Raw genomic sequence first — 15,038 nt, forward strand, 5'->3', positions numbered from 1 at the left:
AAGTCCCAGGCCTCCCCTGTTCTGTGGATAACTTCTCCGTTGCGACGACTCGTGGCCACCTCCGTGAGGTCACCTGAGGTCTGCGAAGGATGGGTGGGGTCTGTTCGTCCGATGCGGCTATCGCCACGAGCCTCCTGGTGCAGGGCATCGACCTCAGCGGGTCTGGAATGTTGGCCAGGTGCAGTCACGACCCTTCGAGACGGCCCGCGTCGCGAAGCGACCGCGGGAGTCTCGAAGGGTCGAGAACTCGGACCTGACAGCGAGGGTGGGGGACGGCAGGGCGGCACTGCGCAGCGGTGCCCAACCCGAGGATCACCAACTGGCATCCCGCTCGAGCTGACCTGACCCCCACGCCGCCCTGCCGGCCCGCACCCGGGACAAGACCACGCCACAGACATGGCGAGCGCGGGGAGACGGGAGACGATGCCCGGGCGGCCTCAACACCCCGACCACACACTGACCGGCAGCCAACAACAGGACCCTTGACAACGGCCGCCCGGGCATCGACTCACGCCTCACCGCACCCGACCACAAGAAGCGCGTGAAGGTGGTAGTCACGACCCTTCGAGACGGCACCCGCGCCTTCGGCGGCGCGCCTCCTCAGGGAGCGGCAGGGACGGCACCCGCGCCTTCGGCGGCGCGCCTCCTCAGGGAGCGGCAGGGACTGCACCCGCGCCTTCGGCGGCGCGCCTCCTCAGGGAGCGGCAGGGACTGCACCCGCGCCTTCGGCGGCGCGCCTCCTCAGGGAGCGATGGGGGGCGGCCAGCCCACTGATCAGGGAACTACAGGGCGTCGACACCGCGACAGGACGAAGCGCCGCCCGGGTGACCCCGGACGGCGCTTGGCCTGGTTGGTGCGGAACTCAGAAGTCGAAGTCCGCGATGTTGTCGCCGTTGAACACGTACGGCTCACCGAGCAGCACCGAGGCGCCCTCACCGACGGTGTAGGAGCCCAGCTTGCCGGCCTCGAACTTGTCGCCCTCAGCGCCGGTGATGTCACCGTTGACGAGAGCCTGAGCGGCGAAGGCGGCCAGGTAGCCGAGATCGGCAGGGTTCCACAGCGCGAACGCTTCGACGGTGCCGTCCTCGACGTATTCACGCATCTGGTTCGGGGTGCCGAGACCGGTCAGCATGACCTTGCCCTTGTAGTCCGACGTCGACAGGTAGCGCGCCGCAGCGGCGATACCGACGGTGGTCGGGGACACGATGCCCTTGAGCTCCGGGTAGGTCTGGAGCAGAGCGGCGGTCTTGTCGAAGGACATCTGATCGTCGTCATCGCCGTAGGCGACCTCGACGAGCTCGACGTCGGGGTGGTTGGCCGCGAGCTCGGCCTCCATCATCTCGATCCACGCGTTCTGGTTCGTCGCGTTGGCCGAGGCCGACAGCACGGCGATCTGGCCCGCGTCGCCGATCTGTTCGGTGATCAGATCCACCTGGACCTTCGCGATGCCCTCTGCGGTGGCCTGGTTGATGAACAGGTCGCGGCACTCCGGGTTGGTGTCGGAGTCGAAGGTGACGATCTTCACGCCGGCGTCGCGCGCCTCGTTGAGGGCGTCACAGATGGCCTCGGGATCGTTGGCGGACACGACGAGCGCGCCGACGCCCTGCTGGGCCGCGGTCTGGATGAACGGCACCTGGGCGGTGGGCGATGCCTCCGTCGGGCCGACCTCCTCGAACGTGCCGCCGAACTCTTCGACTGCCTCAGCGCCGCCGGCGTTGGAGGTGTCGAAGTAGGGGTTGCCCAGGTTCTTGGGCAGGAACGTCACGCTGACGCTGCCCCCGGCGTCGCCGCCACCGCTGGTTGCGGTGGGGTCAGCTGAACCCTCGGTGCCCGGGTCCGAGCAGCCTGCCAGCGCGAGTGCCGCGGATGCGGCAATCGCGACGAGGCCGAGGCCGAAGCGCCCGGTCTTGCGTCCCTTGATGAACATTGCAGTTTCCTTTCTTGGCCCGTCGTTGGACCGGTGGTCTTTCGTCTCTTTTCAGGCTGCGGCGCCGGTGGCGCCCGCCTGTCCCTTCTTTCTTCCGATGGCCGCGACCCGCTTGGTCCGGATCCAGCCGAGGAAGCTTGCAGACACCACCGACAGGATGAGGACGATGCCGGTGATGACGTTGATGATGTCGCTCGTGACTCCCGCCAGGCGCAGTGCGCTGGACATCGTCCCGATGAGGAACACGCCGGCGATCACGCCGTGCAGCGCCCCGCGACCTCCGAAGATCGACACCCCGCCCAGGAGGACTGAGGCGATGATCAGGAGCTCCATGCCGATGGCGTTGTCGCCTCGGGCGTTGTTGTAGAGAAGTGTGAAGTACACCCCGGCGAAGCCGGAGACGGCCCCGCTCATGACGAACAGCCAGAACTTGGTGCGGACCACGTCGATGCCGGAGAAGGCGGCCACCTCCTTGTTGAGGCCGATCGTGTAGAGGGAGCGGCCGAAGGGGGTGAAGTGCAGCAGCACCGCGAAGATGAGCGCGAGCACGAGGAACGGGATGATGATCACCGGCATCGATGTGCCGGGGATGTTCGCCCGGATCAGGTCCGTCCAGTAGTCGGGGAACTCGCTGATCGCCGTCGTGCCGAGCAGGCCCACCGCGATCCCACGGAACAGCGCGAGCGTGCCGATGGTCACGGCCAGCGACGGCAGCCCGACGAAGGTGATCAGCCCGCCGTTGATGGCGCCCGCGAGCGTCCCGACGAGGATGGCCACGAGCCCGGCAACCGGCAGCGGCCAGCCCGCCTGCACGCCGAGCCCGGTGACGACGCTCGCCAGGCCGAGGATGCTGGCCACCGAGAGGTCGATCTCCTCGGTGACGATGATGAGCGTCATCGGCAGGGCGATCAGCAGGATGGGCGCGATCTCGCGGATGAGGAAGGTGAGAGTGAGCGGGCTGTCGAAGTTGGGCACCGTCAGCGTCGACACGACGACGACGATGGCGAGCAGAGCGATGATCGCGGTTTCGCGGGTGGCGATGATCCGGCGCCAGAGCGGGTGCTGGTAGGACTTGTACTCCCTCGCGGGCTTGTCGGTGAGGACCGTGGCGGTGCTCATCACTTCACTCCTTCCCTCGCCGCGACGAGTCGTCGATGCTGACGGACGGCGAGGACGCGGTCCAGGATGATGGCGCCGATGATGAGGATGCCCACCACTGCGCGCTGCCAGAAGTCCTGGATGCCGATGATCGGCAGGGCCCGGTTGATGGTGAGCAGCAGGTAGGCGCCGAAGGCAGCGCCCCACACCGTGCCGACGCCGCCGGACATTGCGACGCCACCGATGACGGCGGCACCGATGGCCTGGAGCTCCCAGCCGGTGCCGGCGTTGGAGCTGACGGTGCCGTAGCGGGCAGCGAACAGCACCCCGGCCAGGCCGGCGAGCGCTCCCGACAGGATGAACGCCGAGAGGATCCGCCGGGTGACGCGCAGGCCGTAGAGGTGGGCGGCGTCGGGATCTGAGCCGATGGCGTAGAGCTCCCGGCCGCTGCGCAGGTTGCGCAGGTACCAGGCGGTGACCACCAGCACGAAGACCGCCAGGATGGTCAACAGCGGGATCCCGAGCACGATCTGGGTACCGAGATCGCGGAAGGACGCGGGCATGTCTGAGGCGTTGATCCGGTCACTGCCGGTCCAGGCCACGTTAATGCCGCGGTAGATGTACATGGTGCCAAGCGTGATGACCAGGGCCGGCACCTTCGCGAACGCCACCAGCGCTCCGTTGATCAGGCCGAGGAGCCCGCCGAGCGCGATGCCGGCGAGGAAGACGAGCCCTGGGTGGATGCCTTCGATGTCGATGAACAGGCGGCCGGTCATGTAGGCGGTGAGGCCGACGACGGAGCCGACGGACAGGTCCACGTTGCGGGTGATGATCACCACGGCCTGGCCGATCGCCACCACCATGAGCAGCGACGGGGTGAGCAGGAGGTCGCGGAAGCCGTCGGAGGAGAAGATGAAGCTCGGGTTGACGGCGGTCGCGGCGATCACGATGAGGATCAGCGCGATGACGATGCCGGTCTCGCGGGCCTTGAGGATGTGGCCGGCCACGTCCAGCACCGATCGCCTGGGCACCGTTGCGGTTGCCGCGGTCATCACGCGACCTCCTCGTCGGCCGTCGCGGCGAACATCACGGCCTCGGGGGTGGCGTCGGCACGGTCGAACTCGCCGGTGATGCGCCCAGCGCGCATCACCAGGACGCGGTCGGCCATGCCGAGCACTTCTGGTAGTTCGGAAGAAATCATCAGGATTGCGAGCCCCTCCTGGGCGAGTTGTGAAATGAGCCGGTGCACCTCGGCCTTGGTGCCGACGTCGATGCCGCGGGTGGGCTCGTCGACGATCAGCACCCGTGGCGTGGTGGCCAGCCACTTTGCCAGGACGACCTTCTGCTGGTTGCCGCCGGAGAGGGTGCCGGCCTCGGCGTCCAGAGCCGCCGTCTTGACCTCGAGCCGGCTGGCCCACACCTTGGCGCTCGCGTTCTCCAGCCCGCCCCAGATGAGGCCGCCCTTCGCCAGCCGCTGCCGGATGGCGAGCGTGAGGTTGAGGGCGACGGACTGGTCCAGGACCTGTCCCTGCTTGCGGCGGTCCTCCGGCACGAGCGCGATGCCCTGCGCCATCGCGGCCTTCGGGTTGCCCTTGGGCAGCGCCTGGCCGCTGACGGTGACCGATCCGGACTGGTAGGGGTCGACGCCGAAGATGGCGCGGACCACCTCGCTGCGGCCTGCGCCGACGAGCCCGGCTAGGCCGACGATCTCGCCGGAGCGCACGGTGAAGGAGATGTCGTTGAAGACGCCCTTCTGGGTGAGTCCCTTGACGACGAGGATGTCCTCGCCGATGTCGGCCGGCAGCTTGGGGAACATCTCGGTGACGTCGCGGCCCACCATCAGGTGCACCAGTTCGTCGACGGAGGTGTCCGCGATGGGCATGGTGTCGATGTAGGAGCCGTCGCGCATGACCGTGACGGTGTCGCAGAGCTCGAACACCTCGTCGAAGCGGTGGGAGATGAACACGAGCGCGCGGCCCTCGTCGCGGAGGCTTCGGGCGACGGCGAACAGCCGTTCCACCTCGACCCCGCTGAGCGCCGCCGTCGGCTCGTCCATGATCAGCACGCGGGCGTCCAGGGAGATGGCCTTGGCGATCTCAATGATCTGCTGGTCCGCGATGGACAGGCCCTCGGTGAGCCGGTCGGGATCGATGCGGACGCCGAGGCGCTCGAAGATCTGCGTGGCCTCGTCGCGCATGGCCTTGCGGTCGATGCGTCCGAAGTGACCGACGGGCTGGCGCCCCATGAAGATGTTCTCGGTGACCGAGAGGTCCGGAAACAGCGTCGGCTCCTGGTAGATCACCGCGATGCCCGCTGCCTTGGACTGGGCGGTGCTGTGGAAGTCCACCGGCTCCCCTTCGAGGCGGAACTCCCCAGCGTCGCGACGGTAGAGCCCGGCGACGATCTTGACGAGCGTGGACTTGCCGGCCCCGTTCTCGCCGATGAGGGCGTGGATGGAGCCCTTCTCCAGGCTCAGGCTGCCCGAGCGGAGCGCGACGACAGCGCCGAAGGATTTCACTACCCTCGACAGCTCTAGAGCCGGCGTCGTCGCCGGTTCGGGTACCGTATCCGTCACTAGCGGTTCTCCTCTTTGAGTGTGTTGCCCTCCTCGCCGAGGGCCGCCTTTGAATCGATTCAACGTCGTTTCATGGCTACAGTATGTTTCAGCGATCCGCCAGGTCAAGTCACCGGAGACAAATGATGCGGATTCGTTAGAGAGGGAGGCGCCGGGGCATGGCAGCCGTGAGCATTCGGGACGTGGCGCGGCGCGCCGGGGTGTCGGTCGGCACCGTCTCCAACGTGCTCAACCGGCCCGACGTGGTGTCCGCGGACGCGGTCCTGCGCGTCCAGCAGGCCATCGACGAGCTGGGCTACGTCCGCAACGAGGCAGCCCGGAAACTCAGGCAGGGCATCAGCGGCACCGTCGGCTTCGTCGTCATGGACGGGCAGAACCCGTTCTACAACGACGTGGTCCGGGGGGCCGGCGACGAGGCCACCCAGCACGGCATCGCGATCCTCTTCGGCGACACCGCCGAGGACCCCGCACGGGAACGCATGTACATCGACCTGTTCGAGGAGCACCAGGTGCGCGGCCTGCTCATCGCGCCGTTCGGGGAGGTGTTCAGCCGGCTGGAGAAACTCCGGAGGCGAGGGATGCCCGCGGTGCTCGTCGGCCGCTTCTCGGGCCAGAACCTGTTCAGCTCCATCTCGGCAGACAGCATCGCCGGCGGCCGGATGGCGGTGGAACACCTCATCGCCGGGGGCCGACGAAGGATCGCGTTCGTCGGTGGCCCCTTCGAGCTGCACGAGGTGACCGACCGGCTCGCGGGCGCGAGGGTCGCGGCGGAGAACGCCGGTGGCGTCGAGATCGAGGTGATCCCGACGGCGGCGATGAGTGTCGCGGAGGGCGCGGCCGCGGGCCTGCGGATTCTGTCGCGGCCGCCGAGGGACAGGCCGGACGCGGTCTTCGCGGCCAACGACCTGGTGGCGCTCGGCGTCCTCCAGGCGCTGGTGGAGGACGGCCGGATGCGGGTGCCGGAGGAGATCGCGTTGGTGGGCTTCGACGACATCACCTTCGCGGCCGCGGCGGCGGTGCCCCTGACGTCGATGCGGCAACCGAGCGCGATGATCGGCAGGACGGCGCTGCGGATCCTGCTCGAGGAGGCGGCGGACCCGGAGCTGATCCCCCGGCAGACGGTCTTCCAGCCGGAATTGATCGTGCGGCGCTCCACCGGCCGTCGCTCCTGAGCCGCCAGCGTCACCCTGTGCCGGGAACCCGAAGGCAGGGTTCTACTCTCCCCTAGCGGAGTTCAGGTACAGCTCCACACGGTCGGTGGTCCAGGTCGGCACGCCAGTGCCGAAGAAGTCCTGGTCCTCTGTCCAGACCGGCAGCGCTAGCACCAACGCCGTCGCCAGGACCGACCAATCCTGAGCGTCGCGAAGCTCGATCCTCGCCAACGCCTCGGCACGCGCCGACGAGTAGACCGGCTCTTCCACCGCCCGCACGATCGCCTCGAATCCGTTGAGGACCTCCACAGCTGGTCCTGGATCTACCCGACGAGCGACAAGCAAACCGGGGAGGTACTTCCGGGCGTCGTCATAACACACGGCTGGAGTGAAGAAGGCGACATCATCCGCGTGCTCAAGGACCAATTCGCGCACTCGGCGCCCCAGGACGAGCCGGATCAGAATGTTGGCGTCGAGCACCAAACCACGCTTGGACTGCACTCGACCTACTCCGGGGCGCGCCGGGCCGTCTTGAACTCCTCGACCACCGCGTCGGCATCCACGCCGTGCTCGGCCAACAGAGCGTCCAGCATCTCAGCCGCGGTGCGCAGCGAGGCCACCTCGGCTTCTCGGGTCGCAGGGGTCGGGATGAACCACCCGACGGTCTGACCGTGCCGGGTCACTGCGACCGGCTCGGCCGCAGCAATGTACTCCGCCAGCCCGGCCCGGAACTCACGGATCCCAACCGATGCAGTCATGGCCCTCCTTTGTGTATCTACGTGTACACATTATCTCGGAACCAGGTGACCATCGACGCCCCCGTGCACGAAACGCCGCCCGGACTCCCTCCCGAGCCCCTATGCGGGCACCGGCAGCGCTTCCGACGGCGTGTCGGGCACGGATGGGCGCACGGTCGAGCGCAGCCTGAGTGAAGGCCGGCCGGAGGAGGGGGAGCCGACGCGGCGCTGCACAATAGGTTGGCCCCGCGACCTTCCCGCTGCACGAATGCGGCTCAATGCCCCTTGCCGGGGCCCCTCCCGGGGGAAGATGGTAGACACCACAGCAGGGGCCCAAGGAGGGGACACAATGAAGCGTCTCGACACCGACGTCGTCGTCATCGGAGGCGGCTCGACAGGGCTGGGCGTCGTCCGCGACGCCGCGATGCGCGGATACCGCGCGGTGCTCGTCGAACGCGTCGACCTCGGCCAGGGCACCACCGGCCGGTTCCACGGTCTGCTGCACTCCGGCGGGCGGTACGTCGTCAGCGACCCGGGATCGGCCACCGAGTGCGCCGAGGAGAACGCGATCCTGCGCCGCATCCAGGCCAGCGCGGTCGAGGACACCGGCGGTTTCTTCGTCACCCTCGCCGGCGACGACCCGGCCTACGCCGACAAGTTCCTGGCCGGGGCCAAAGCCACGGGCGTCCCAGCCACCGAGATCTCGGTCAAGGAGGCGCTCCGCCGCGAGCCCCGCCTCGACCCCCACATCCAGCGCGCCATCGAGGTGGCCGACGGCTCCGTCGACGGCTGGCAGCTCGTCTGGGGTGCGGCCCGCTCGGCCGAGGCGCACGGCGCGAAGGTGCTCACGTACCACCGGGTGACGAAGATCGAGCGCGACGGCGACCGTGTGGCGGCCGTGATCTGCCGCGACGAGAAGGGCGGCGAGGACGTCCGGATCAACTGCACCTTCGTCCTCAACTGCGCCGGGCCGTGGGCGGGACAGATCGCGGAGATGGCCGGCGCCGAGCCGGTCGCGGTCGTCCCCGGCCGCGGCATCATGATCGCGATGAACCACCGCCTGGTGAACACCGTCATCAACCGCTGCGTCTACCCCACCGACGGCGACATCCTCGTCCCCGTGCACACCGTCTCCATCATCGGCACCACCGACATCCACGAGACGGACCCCGACCACCTGCCCATCCCGCGTGCCGAGGTGCAGCAGATGCTGGACGCCGGCGAGGCGATGATCCCCGGCTTCCGCAAGGCCCGCGCCCTGCACGCCTGGTCCGGGTCGCGGCCGCTGATCAAGGACAAGCGGGTCTCCGTGGAGGACACCCGCCACATGAGCCGCGGCATGGCCGTCATCGACCACTCCCAGACCGACGGCCTGAACGGCATGCTCACCATCGGCGGCGGCAAGCTGACCACCTACCGGCTGATGGCCGAACACATCGTCGACGCCATGAACCGGCAGCTCGGCGAGGAGCGGCCCTGCACCACAGCCGACGAGGTCATCCCCGGCAGCGAGGACCGCAAGCTCTACACCGTCACTCACCGCCTCGAGGACCGTGAGAAGGACCGCCTGGACGACCAGATCATCTGCGAGTGCGAGCTGATGAACCGCTCCATGTTCGTGCGGCTCCTCAAGGAACAGCCGGACGCCACCCTCGACGACCTGCGCCGCCAGCTGCGCCTCGGCATGGGTCCTTGTCAGGGTGGGTTCTGTGCCGCCCGCGCCGCCGGACTGGCCTGTTCGGAGAAGGCGATCGACGCGGAGCGCGCCTCCGGGCTGCTTCGCCTGTTCCTCAAACACCGGTGGATCGGCATCTGGCCCATCCTGTACGGCCAACAGGTGCGCCAGACCGCCCTGGACCATTGGATCTTTGCCGGCACGCTCGACGTCGAGCACCTGCCCCAGCCTGAAGAGGAGATCGTGCGATGAGCGACGTCGTCGTCATCGGGGCCGGACTTGCCGGCCTCACCGCCGCGCTGCGGCTTGCCCGCGCCGGGAAGTCGGTCACCCTGACCACGAAGGGGCCCGGCGGGCTCCAGCTGTCCCAGGGCACCGTCGACATCCTCGGCTACACACCGGAGCGGGTCACCGCACCGCTGGATGCGGTGGCGGCCGTCTCCAGTGAGCACCCGTATGCCTCGATCGGCGCCCACGCCGTGGCCGCGGGCGTGTCCTGGCTCGCCGAGGAGCTCGGCCCGAACCTGCTCGTGGGCGATCCGGCGCGCAACTATCACCTGCCGACGGCGGTCGGCGCCGTGCGCCCGACGGCGCTGGCCCAGCCGTCGATGGTCGCGGGGGACGCGGTGGGCGGTAAGAGTTACGCCGTCGTCGGCGTGCGGCAGCTCAAGGACTTCCCGGCGGACCTCATCGCCGGCAACCTCGCCCGCTCGAAGGCCCCCGACGGCGGCGCCCTGAGCGCGCACTCAGCCTGGATCAACCTCCCCGCGCGGAAGGGTGAGGCGGACCCCACCCCGCTCACCTACGCCCGAGCGATGGACGATCAGTCCTTCGCCGCCGCGTTCGCGACGGCGGTCGCGGCTGTCGCGGGGAAGGCCGACGTGGTCGCGCTGCCCGCCGTGCTCGGCATCAAGCGCCGCGACGTGTGGCGGCAGGTCGCTGACCAGCTCGGCCGCGACATCTGCGAGATCCCCCTGCCCCCGCCGTCGGTGCCGGGCCTGCGGCTCTATGACGCGCTGCTGGCGATGGTGCGCGCCGCGGGCGTGCGATTCGTGCAGGGCAGCCGCATCGTCGGCTTCACCCCTGGCGGCGACGGCGTGGCCTCGGTCACGCTGGCCGCGGCCGGCGGGCCCCGCCACCTGAAGGCCGCCTCGTTCGTGTTCGCACCGGGCGGCTTCGAGAGCGGCGCACTCGACGTCGACTCGTTCGGCGCGATCACCGAGCCCGTGTTCGGGCTCCCGCTGACGGCAACGGACGCGACCCCGCTGATCCCCTCGGTCTACTGGGGCCCGCAGGCCCTGTTCGAAGTGGGAGTCCGCACCGACGGCGGCGGCAGACCGGTCGACGCCGCCGGCGCCGTCGTCCACCCCAACCTGTTCGTCGCGGGCGGCATCATCGCCGGCGCCGAGCGCTGGCGCGACAAGTCAGGCGACGGGATCGCCGTCGCCACGGCCGTCCGGGCCGCCGATCACATCACCGGAGGTGCACGATGAGCGAGAAGCGCGACGAGCGGGCCAAGGCCCTGCGGGAGCGGCTCAACAACGAGCTGCAGCGGATGAGCCTGGACATGTGCGTCAAGTGCACCATCTGCGAGACCTCGTGCCCGGTCTCCGCGGTCACGCCGCTGTTCTCTGGGCCGAAGTTCGTCGGTCCCCAGGCCGAGCGGTTCCGTGACGACGAGTCAGTGGACCACTCCGTCGACTACTGCTCCAGCTGCGGCACCTGCAGCGTGGTGTGCCCGCAGGGCGTCAACGTGGCCGAACTCAACTCCCTGGCACGCGCCGTGATGAAGGCCGAGGACGGCGTGCCGGTGCGCGACAAGATGATCACGCAGACGGTGCTGATGGGCAAGGCCATGACCCCCATCGCGCCCATTGCCAACGCGGTGCTGGGCAACAAGGCTGCGCGCTACGCCATGGAGAAGGTGGTGGGCGTCCACCGCGACGCCCCCATGCCCACCGCCCGAGGCGAATCGCTGCACAAGTGGCTGAAGAAGCGGCCCGCACGGACCAAGCCCGCCACCCGCGGCGCCCTGGTCTACTTCCACGGCTGCGCCGGCGGCTACTTCGAGGTGGACGCGGCCAAGAAGGCCATCGAGGTGCTGGAGCACCTGGGCTACGAAGTGATCGTGCCCCAGCAGGGCTGCTGCGGCCTGGCCGAGCAGAGCAACGGCCTGTTCGAGGCTGCCAGCGCGTCGGTCCGGCGGCTCGTCGACCAGCTTCGCACCCCTGGCACAGACCTGACGATCATCAGCACCGCGGGCAGCTGCACCGGCATGCTCAAGCACGAGGCGCACCAGATCCTTGGCATCCACGACCCCGAACTGTTGGACGTCGGCACGCGAATCCGGGAGATCTCCGAGTTCCTCATGGAGCTCTACGAGGCGGGCGAGCTGCCGACGGACTTCCACCCGGTCAACATGCGCCTGCCGTACCACGCGCCGTGCCAGCTGAAGAGCCAGGGCATCGGCACCCCGGCGTCGGATCTGCTGCGTCTCATCCCCGGGCTCGAGGTCATCGACAGCAACGTCACCTGCTGCGGGATCGCCGGCACGTACGGGCTGAAGAAGGAGAAGTACGAGATCGCGCAGGCAGTCGGCCAGCCGCTGTTCGACATGGTTCAGGCCAACAACGACGGCCTCGCCGCGTGCGACACGGAAACGTGCCGGTGGCAGATCGAGAAGTCGAGCGGCGTCGAGACGGTCCACCCGATCGTGCTGGTGCACCGCGCCTACGGGTTGGGCGGGGTGGTCACCCGCTGACCCTTGCGCCCGGTTTGGATCCCTGCCCCACTCCTCAACCTGAAGCCGACGCGACCTCGCTCTGACAAGGGCTGTTGACCTCTGCGAGCGATGCCTCCGCGCGTGGTCGAGCTGCGCGGAGAAGGCCCAGAAATTGGTTCAAGAATTTCTTGCATGGCGGGCTTTCTGGGCCCGTTTTTGTCGGTGGTCGTTGCCAGAATGATTCACATGAGCGAGACGGTGGTGGACCTGGGACAGCGGTACCTCGCCGCCCTGTGGGACGCCGCCGCCGCGCTCGGTTCGGACGCGGTGGCGGTGGAGCGTCTGGCGGCTCTGGTGGACTCGATCGGTGAGTTCGAAGCCCAACTCGCTGGGCTCAGGCTGCACCTGCTCCACGAGGCCAGGCTGTCCGCGGCGGACCGGGTGGTGGAGGGGGTGCGGCAGTCGGTGCGCACCACGCCTTCGCAGGCCACCGCCGCATTGCGTCTCGCCACGGATTTGGGGGACCGGTTCGGGTTGATCGCCGCCGCGTTGAGTCAGGGTGTGGTCTCTCTGCCGCAGGCCGAGGCGATCGTGGCCGGGTTGAAGAAACTCCCCTCCCGCCTGACCCGCGGCGAGTTGGTGGAGTGTCAGGAGTTGATCCTGGCCCACGTCGACACCCTCGGCCCCAGCGAGTTGCGGATCCTGGCGTCGCGCCTGACGGAAGTGATCGACCCGGACCGCGCCGACGCCGACGACGCGACGCGTCTGGCGCGGGAGGAGCGCACCGCGCATCGGGACCGGTTCCTGCATCTGGCGCCGGATTATCACGGGTCGATGCGGATCACGGGCCAGCTCCCTGTCGCCGACGCCGCCCTGTTGTCAGCTCAACTGGATGCGTTGATGCCTCCGGCGTCGAAGTACACGGACACCGGGGAGGCGCCGAGCCGTGGCGCCCGACGCGCCGATGCCCTGGTGCTCCTGACTCAGCATGCCGCGGGTCACGGCACGCTGCCCTCGCACGGGGTGGACCGCCCCCACGTCCACATCACCCTGGACTACGACACCCTGGTCACCGGCCTCGGCGATGTGACACTACTCGGTGGCGGCGTGGTCGACGGGCTGTCGGCCAGCGAGGCGCGGCGCCTGGCGTGCGACGCGGACCTGATCCCCATGGTGCTGGGCACCACCTCCCGGCCGCTGGACGTGGGCCGGACCCATCGCCTGTTCACCCCCGCCCTGCGCGCGGCGATCGTGCAGCGGGATCAAGGGTGCGTGTTCCCCGGCTGCACCGCCCCACCGGCGCCGTGTCAGGCGCATCACATCATTCCCTGGTGGGCCGGCGGGGACACCTGCCTGGCCAACGGCGTTCTGCTCTGCCCCCACCACCATCGCCTTGTCGAACCCGATCCGCTGCAGTCCGCAGAATCCCAGTGGCAGGTGCACATCGACCAAGTGACCGGCCTGCCGTGGTTCACCCCACCGCGGCACATCGACCCCGCCCGCCGACCACGGCAGCATCAGCGCCACCGCCTTCAACAACTGGCACCGCTGGTCGGGGGAGCACTATGCCCACTGGAGCCCGACCGGCATGAGTGGGACCATGACCCCCCGGATCCGCCCGACTGGGATCTGGAGCCGCCGGACCCGGACACGTGCAGCCTGCCCGACCACCACGGACCGGCCCTCGACGAGCTCATCCGCAGCGCCACTGCCTGGGGCACTGACGCGGCCTGAGTGCATGAACCGCGTGCGGGAGGGTGGTTTGGACTTGGATCGGGCTCCGCGTCGGCTCAGCCGCTGACCCGCAACGCGGTCGATCAAGTCACGACGGTGAGCCGACCTTTCGCCTTCGCCGGTACAGTCAGCCCCATGGCTCCTACATCGGGCTCACCCGGCCGCCGCGCCGTGTTCCTCGACATCGACGGCACCTACGCCGACCACGGCGAGGTTCCCCCAGCTCATGCGACGGCGGTGCGCAGGGCGCGCGCGGCCGGCCACCTGGTGTTCCTGTGCACCGGTCGGCCGAAGTCGATGGTGCCGCCCCGGATCCTGGAGGCGGGGTTCGACGGGTTCGTCGGCGGGGCCGGCGCCTACGTCGAGGTGGACGGACAGGTGCTCGCCGACGTCCGGTTCCCGCCCGCGGTGGCCGCCCGCACCGTCGAGGTTCTCCTCGAGCACGACGTGGCGTTCCTGCTGGAGGCGACGGAGGGGTTGTGGGGCCCGCCTGGTGTCGACGTGCGCGTGGCCCGTCACCTGGAGCCTCATCTTCGCTCAGAAGACCCCGCGCAATCGCGGCCCTTCGACCTCCTCGACAACCTGCGGATGACCGATGACCTCTCCGACGCCTCGTTCGGGAAGGTCTCCTGCGTCGAGTCCCCCACCCTCATCCCGGAGTTGGCCGAGCTGATCGGTCCCGAGGTGGCTGCGCTTCCGAGCTCCATCCCGGACCTGGGCTCCGCGGCCGGCGAGCTCTACCTGGTGGGTGTGCACAAGGCGGTCGGGATGCGGCTGGTCGTGTCGACGCTGGGCGTGGACCCCGCGACAGTCGTCGCAGTCGGTGACGGGCTCAACGACCTCGAGATGATCGACGAGGCCGGCGTCGGCGTCGCCATCGAAGGCGCCCACCCCCGCGTCCTGGCGGTAGCAGACCGCGTGGCTGCTGGCCCCAGGGATAGCGGTCTGGCTACGCTCTTCGCGGACCTCGGGCTGTTCTGAGGCGCCAGCGGTCGCGCGGCCGGTCTAGCGTTGCGGGCATGAACATCAAGCTCTCGACCTCATTCATCACCGTCAACGACCCGGATGCCGCCCTCGCCTTCTACCGCGACGTGCTCGGCCTCGAGGTGCGCATGGACGTGCCCCAAGGTGAGTTCCGCTGGATCACCGTCGGCTCGCCGACGCAGCCCGACGTCGGGATCGTGCTGTCGAACTACGTGGACGGCTCGCCTGAGGACATCGAGGTGATCCGGGCCCTCGTCGCGAAGGGCGGCATGAACGCGGCGCACTTCAGCTCCTCCGACGTCGACGCCGTCTTCGCCAAGGCCACGGAAGCCGGCGCCGAGATCGTCTCCGAGGTCGCGGACCAGCCGTGGGGGGTCCGCGACTGCGCCTTCCGCGACCCGTCCGGGAACCTCGTGCGCGTCGACCAGGCGTGAG

Annotated in this window: 13 protein-coding genes; 7 read left to right on the forward strand and 6 right to left on the reverse strand. The window is 69.1% G+C overall.

Annotated features, from left to right (window positions below):
- Positions 1-862 precede the first annotated feature (862 nt).
- Genes rhaS through ACZK39_RS06445 form a run of 4 tightly spaced genes read right to left on the reverse strand, consistent with a single transcriptional unit; the run spans position 863 to position 5,543 of the window.
- Positions 863-1,927, reverse strand: coding sequence for a rhamnose ABC transporter substrate-binding protein (gene rhaS, locus ACZK39_RS06430; RefSeq protein WP_459055686.1), 1,065 nt, complete (start codon positions 1,925-1,927; stop codon positions 863-865).
- A gap of 51 nt (positions 1,928-1,978) precedes the next feature.
- Positions 1,979-3,046, reverse strand: coding sequence for an ABC transporter permease (locus ACZK39_RS06435; RefSeq protein WP_459055685.1), 1,068 nt, complete (start codon positions 3,044-3,046; stop codon positions 1,979-1,981).
- Entirely contained in the window at positions 3,046-4,077 is a 1,032-nt protein-coding gene (locus ACZK39_RS06440; RefSeq protein ID WP_459055684.1) for an ABC transporter permease, read from the reverse strand. Before ACZK39_RS06440 ends, ACZK39_RS06435 begins: the two co-directional genes overlap by 1 nt.
- Positions 4,077-5,543: a sugar ABC transporter ATP-binding protein gene (locus ACZK39_RS06445; RefSeq protein ID WP_459055683.1), complete on the reverse strand. Its 1,467-nt coding sequence runs from the start codon at positions 5,541-5,543 to the stop codon at positions 4,077-4,079. Before ACZK39_RS06445 ends, ACZK39_RS06440 begins: the two co-directional genes overlap by 1 nt.
- 215 nt (positions 5,544-5,758) lie before the next feature.
- On the opposite strand from ACZK39_RS06445, the gene ACZK39_RS06450 reads away from it, so the two are divergent.
- A complete protein-coding gene (locus tag ACZK39_RS06450) occupies positions 5,759-6,772 on the forward strand; it encodes a LacI family DNA-binding transcriptional regulator (protein ID WP_459055682.1) in 1,014 nt (337 codons plus the stop codon).
- A gap of 42 nt (positions 6,773-6,814) precedes the next feature.
- On the opposite strand, the gene ACZK39_RS06455 is transcribed toward ACZK39_RS06450, so the two are convergent.
- Together ACZK39_RS06455 and ACZK39_RS06460 are read right to left on the reverse strand one after the other, a co-directional pair.
- Positions 6,815-7,252, reverse strand: a complete 438-nt coding sequence (locus ACZK39_RS06455; RefSeq protein ID WP_463612870.1) for a PIN domain-containing protein — start codon at positions 7,250-7,252, stop codon at positions 6,815-6,817.
- Between the two features lie 5 nt (positions 7,253-7,257).
- The gene (locus ACZK39_RS06460) at positions 7,258-7,509 is read right to left on the reverse strand and encodes a type II toxin-antitoxin system Phd/YefM family antitoxin (RefSeq protein WP_182800625.1); all 252 of its coding nucleotides are present in this window, start codon (positions 7,507-7,509) and stop codon (positions 7,258-7,260) included.
- Positions 7,510-7,837: 328 nt separating this feature from the next.
- Between ACZK39_RS06460 and glpA the strand changes: the two genes are divergently transcribed.
- The 6 genes from glpA (at position 7,838) to ACZK39_RS06490 (ending at position 15,037) form a co-directional block, all read left to right on the forward strand.
- Complete coding sequence (glpA, locus tag ACZK39_RS06465; RefSeq protein ID WP_182800626.1) at positions 7,838-9,415, forward strand: anaerobic glycerol-3-phosphate dehydrogenase subunit GlpA; 1,578 nt, start codon at positions 7,838-7,840, stop codon at positions 9,413-9,415.
- The gene (gene glpB / locus ACZK39_RS06470; RefSeq protein WP_463612871.1) at positions 9,412-10,656 is read left to right on the forward strand and encodes a glycerol-3-phosphate dehydrogenase subunit GlpB; all 1,245 of its coding nucleotides are present in this window, start codon (positions 9,412-9,414) and stop codon (positions 10,654-10,656) included. Before glpA ends, glpB begins: the two co-directional genes overlap by 4 nt.
- Positions 10,653-11,924 carry an anaerobic glycerol-3-phosphate dehydrogenase subunit C gene (locus ACZK39_RS06475; RefSeq protein WP_182800628.1) on the forward strand — a complete coding sequence of 424 codons (1,272 nt, stop codon included), beginning with the start codon at positions 10,653-10,655 and terminating at the stop codon, positions 11,922-11,924. Before glpB ends, ACZK39_RS06475 begins: the two co-directional genes overlap by 4 nt.
- Positions 11,925-12,131: 207 nt before the next feature.
- Positions 12,132-13,619 carry an HNH endonuclease gene (locus ACZK39_RS06480; RefSeq protein ID WP_463612872.1) on the forward strand — a complete coding sequence of 496 codons (1,488 nt, stop codon included), beginning with the start codon at positions 12,132-12,134 and terminating at the stop codon, positions 13,617-13,619.
- A gap of 135 nt (positions 13,620-13,754) precedes the next feature.
- Complete coding sequence (locus ACZK39_RS06485; protein ID WP_463612873.1) at positions 13,755-14,600, forward strand: HAD-IIB family hydrolase; 846 nt, start codon at positions 13,755-13,757, stop codon at positions 14,598-14,600.
- Between the two features lie 38 nt (positions 14,601-14,638).
- A complete protein-coding gene (locus ACZK39_RS06490) occupies positions 14,639-15,037 on the forward strand; it encodes a VOC family protein (RefSeq protein ID WP_463612874.1) in 399 nt (132 codons plus the stop codon).
- Position 15,038: the final 1 nt, after the last annotated feature.

Source organism: Tessaracoccus luoxuelianae, assembly GCF_055326245.1.

Excerpts from the sequence above, each read along its gene's own strand:
- rhaS (WP_459055686.1), bottom strand. The coding sequence starts at position 1,927 with ATGTTCATCAAGGGACGCAAGACCGGGCGCTTCGGCCTCGGCCTCGTC.
- ACZK39_RS06435 (WP_459055685.1), bottom strand. The coding sequence starts at position 3,046 with ATGAGCACCGCCACGGTCCTCACCGACAAGCCCGCGAGGGAGTACAAG.
- ACZK39_RS06440 (WP_459055684.1), bottom strand. The coding sequence starts at position 4,077 with ATGACCGCGGCAACCGCAACGGTGCCCAGGCGATCGGTGCTGGACGTG.
- ACZK39_RS06450 (WP_459055682.1), top strand. The coding sequence starts at position 5,759 with ATGGCAGCCGTGAGCATTCGGGACGTGGCGCGGCGCGCCGGGGTGTCG.
- ACZK39_RS06460 (WP_182800625.1), bottom strand. The coding sequence starts at position 7,509 with ATGACTGCATCGGTTGGGATCCGTGAGTTCCGGGCCGGGCTGGCGGAG.
- glpA (WP_182800626.1), top strand. The coding sequence starts at position 7,838 with ATGAAGCGTCTCGACACCGACGTCGTCGTCATCGGAGGCGGCTCGACA.
- glpB (WP_463612871.1), top strand. The coding sequence starts at position 9,412 with ATGAGCGACGTCGTCGTCATCGGGGCCGGACTTGCCGGCCTCACCGCC.
- ACZK39_RS06475 (WP_182800628.1), top strand. The coding sequence starts at position 10,653 with ATGAGCGAGAAGCGCGACGAGCGGGCCAAGGCCCTGCGGGAGCGGCTC.
- ACZK39_RS06480 (WP_463612872.1), top strand. The coding sequence starts at position 12,132 with ATGAGCGAGACGGTGGTGGACCTGGGACAGCGGTACCTCGCCGCCCTG.
- ACZK39_RS06485 (WP_463612873.1), top strand. The coding sequence starts at position 13,755 with ATGGCTCCTACATCGGGCTCACCCGGCCGCCGCGCCGTGTTCCTCGAC.
- ACZK39_RS06490 (WP_463612874.1), top strand. The coding sequence starts at position 14,639 with ATGAACATCAAGCTCTCGACCTCATTCATCACCGTCAACGACCCGGAT.